Source organism: Pantoea anthophila, assembly GCF_006494375.1.
In the GTDB taxonomy this organism is placed as follows: Bacteria; Pseudomonadota; Gammaproteobacteria; order Enterobacterales; family Enterobacteriaceae; genus Pantoea; species Pantoea anthophila.
Window position 1 is genome coordinate 1 of sequence record NZ_VHIZ01000005.1, and the last position, 2881, is coordinate 2881.

Annotated in this window: 3 protein-coding genes; all 3 read left to right on the forward strand. The window is 38.3% G+C overall.

All coding sequences use genetic code 11. The annotated features are described in order from the left end of the window. Window positions 1–960: ABC transporter ATP-binding protein (locus FJW00_RS00145; protein WP_140922686.1), on the forward strand; the 960-nt coding region annotated here is incomplete at its 5' end. After that, a complete protein-coding gene (locus FJW00_RS00150; RefSeq protein WP_181405326.1) occupies window positions 957–1787 on the forward strand; it encodes a glycosyltransferase family 2 protein in 831 nt (276 codons plus the stop codon). The genes FJW00_RS00145 and FJW00_RS00150, both read left to right, overlap by 4 nt. A gap of 3 nt (window positions 1788–1790) precedes the next feature. Beyond that, window positions 1791–2881: hypothetical protein (locus tag FJW00_RS00155; protein ID WP_140922690.1), on the forward strand; the 1091-nt coding region annotated here is incomplete at its 3' end.

Genomic DNA, 2881 nt, shown 5'->3' on the forward strand with positions numbered 1-2881 from the left:
GAAGGGCGGGTAACGGTAAATGGCCGAATAGCAGCACTTCTCGAACTCGGTTCAGGCTTTAATATGGACTTTACGGGTAAAGAGAATGTTTACTTAAATGCCGCAGTATTGGGACTGTCTAAGAAAGAAATAGATCTTAAATATCAGGACATTGTTGATTTCGCTGATATTAAGGATTTTATGGATCAACCCGTCAAAACTTATTCAAGCGGTATGATTGCCAGACTGGCTTTTTCAGTGGCTGTCCAGGTGAACCCTGATATTCTAATCGTTGATGAAGCACTCAGCGTTGGCGATATGGCTTTTCAGGAAAAATCCTTCAGTAAAATGAAAGAAATTCGGGATATGGGAACTTCAATTCTGTTTGTTTCTCATTCCTTATCAGCAGTCAGGAATTTTTGCGATAAAGCTGTTTGGGTAGAGAAGGGGCAAATCAGAATGATTGGTGAGCGACTTGATGTTTGCGACGCCTATCAGCAGGAAACAGAAGGGAAAATTACACTGCCAAAATCAGCAGGATCAGCAACTAACTTACCACTTCAGCATGATGATGATAAAAAAATACAGTTGCACGAAGTGACGTGTAGTAAAAAGCTGTATGAGATGGGGGAGGATATTTTACTCTCATTCAGGCTATCTTTCAGTGATGATAATTTAAAATATGGCATCGGAATTATTATCTATGATATGAAAGGCAATGTCATATCAATACTAAATACCTTGCGAGACGAAGTTATAATGACGGGTAAACGAGATGAAATTAATCTCAAAATCCTTAATAATCATTTTGGTCCAGGTGAATATCATATCACCGCTTCAGTGTCTGATGAATTAGGAATGTTTCCATACGATAAACTGGAATATATCTCCAGTTTTAAAATAAAAATGGAACGTAATAGTTCAGGGCTGGCTAAAGTTGATGGTGTTCTCCGATGCGAGCATGAATGGGAAGGTGTATGAACTGGCAAATCGACGAGCATGAGACGCTATGGTTCAGGAAGGGTGATATAAATATTACTCGCAAGCACAATCTGATTGTCCTGATGCGTATACGTAATGAAGAATTGGTGCTTAAGGATACGCTTGATCATATTAGTGAATTTGCTGATTATATATGCGTATATGACGACTGTAGCGATGATAATACCCGAGAAATTTTGAAATCTCATCCCAGTGTATTCCTGATTGTGGAAAATAATCTTTGGAGAAAAGGCACTGACAATCGCTTGCTATCAGAAACACGCCATCGTGGCCTGTTGCTGGAGCTCGCAAATCGCTATCTTAGTTTCAAATGGTGCATGTGTTGCGATGCTGATGAGCGTTACATAGGAGACATCAAGTCATATGTAGAGCAGGATGTAGCTGAGAAACCTGAAGGTGTAAGAATACAGTTATTTGATGCTTACATGACCGCGGGCAACGATGAGCCTTTCAGGCAAGATTTAAAAATGATGGATTTTCGGAAGTATTTTGGCCCAGAATGCCGTAACATTTTAATGCTTTGGCAAAATAAATCACATATCGTGTATAAGGGACTTGATGCAAGGGAACCGTCTTGTGTTACTACTGAGATTGTGAAATTTTACTGCCAGCACTATGGTAAAAGCTTATCATATGAGCATTGGGAAGAAACTTGTAATTATTATGTGGAAAATTTCCCATGGGATCCTTATGGAAAAAAATGGAGTGCGCGGAAAGGTAAAGCACTTCACAGCCAGTCTGACTTCGGTCGACCTCTCTTACCTTGGGGTCAGGAGTTATTTGCTAATGCAACCACCGAATTTTGATTGATGAAAATACTAATTGCAACATCAAGATTTAAGGATCTTGCTGGCTCTGAGATTACTGTTTTCGAATATGCAGAAGAATTTATACGTCAGGGAAATGAAGTTTCAATTGCCAGTTTTGAAAAGACATCTCTGCTATCAACAGAATGTTATGCCGCAGGGATAACCGTTTCAACTTTCGATGATGAAAAATTAATTAAAACTGAGTGGGATCTGATATGGGTCTTACACCCGCCAGCTTATTACGCATTATTTACGCACTTTGATTATCAAACAAAAAAAACAATATTTTCATCGCTATCGCATTTTGAACCACTTGAGTCACCGCCCGTAGAAGTTTGTCAAATTAGTTTATTTACAACTAATTCAATTGAAAATGAGCGTTTTTTTTGTGATCAGTTTCCTGACTACTCTTCAAGAGTTACCGTTCTGCCAAACTCAATACCTGAGAGCTTTTGGAGAATCGAACCTGTTGAAATAAAGGAAAATAAACTCATCATTGTCTCTAATCATTTACCTGATGAAGTTTTAGAGCTTGCAGAACGCTTGCGTAATAATGAGTGGCAAGTAGATATTTTTGGCGTCGGTCATTTACATAAAAAAGTTTCAGCCGAAGACATGATAAACTACCGGGCGTGCATCTCAATCGGAAAAACTGTTCAATATTCGCTCGGTCTTAAAATTCCAGTTTTTTGTTATGATCGCTTTGGCGGTCCAGGATGGATTACACCAGAAAATGTTGAACGAGCAGCTGAATTTAATTTCTCAGGGCGCTGTACCAATGCAAAAGAAACAGCTGAAAATCTTGAGCGATATTTTATAGATGACAAAATACCGGATTCATCTACGCTTAATAAATTGTATGAGTATGCTCGCATCAAATTCTCACTTAGTAATAACATCAGCAATGTTTTTGCCTTACTTAATAATACAAATGACTCTGTAAATCTTAAAAGATTTACTTTGAAAAATATTCTGGCTAAGCACCTTGATATATTTTTACGCGATCAAAAGTTACAAAGTGAGTTTCAATTAGCCTGGAATACAGAAAGTCAGCGAAGATTCAGAACTGAAGAACAGCTGCTTGAAGTTCA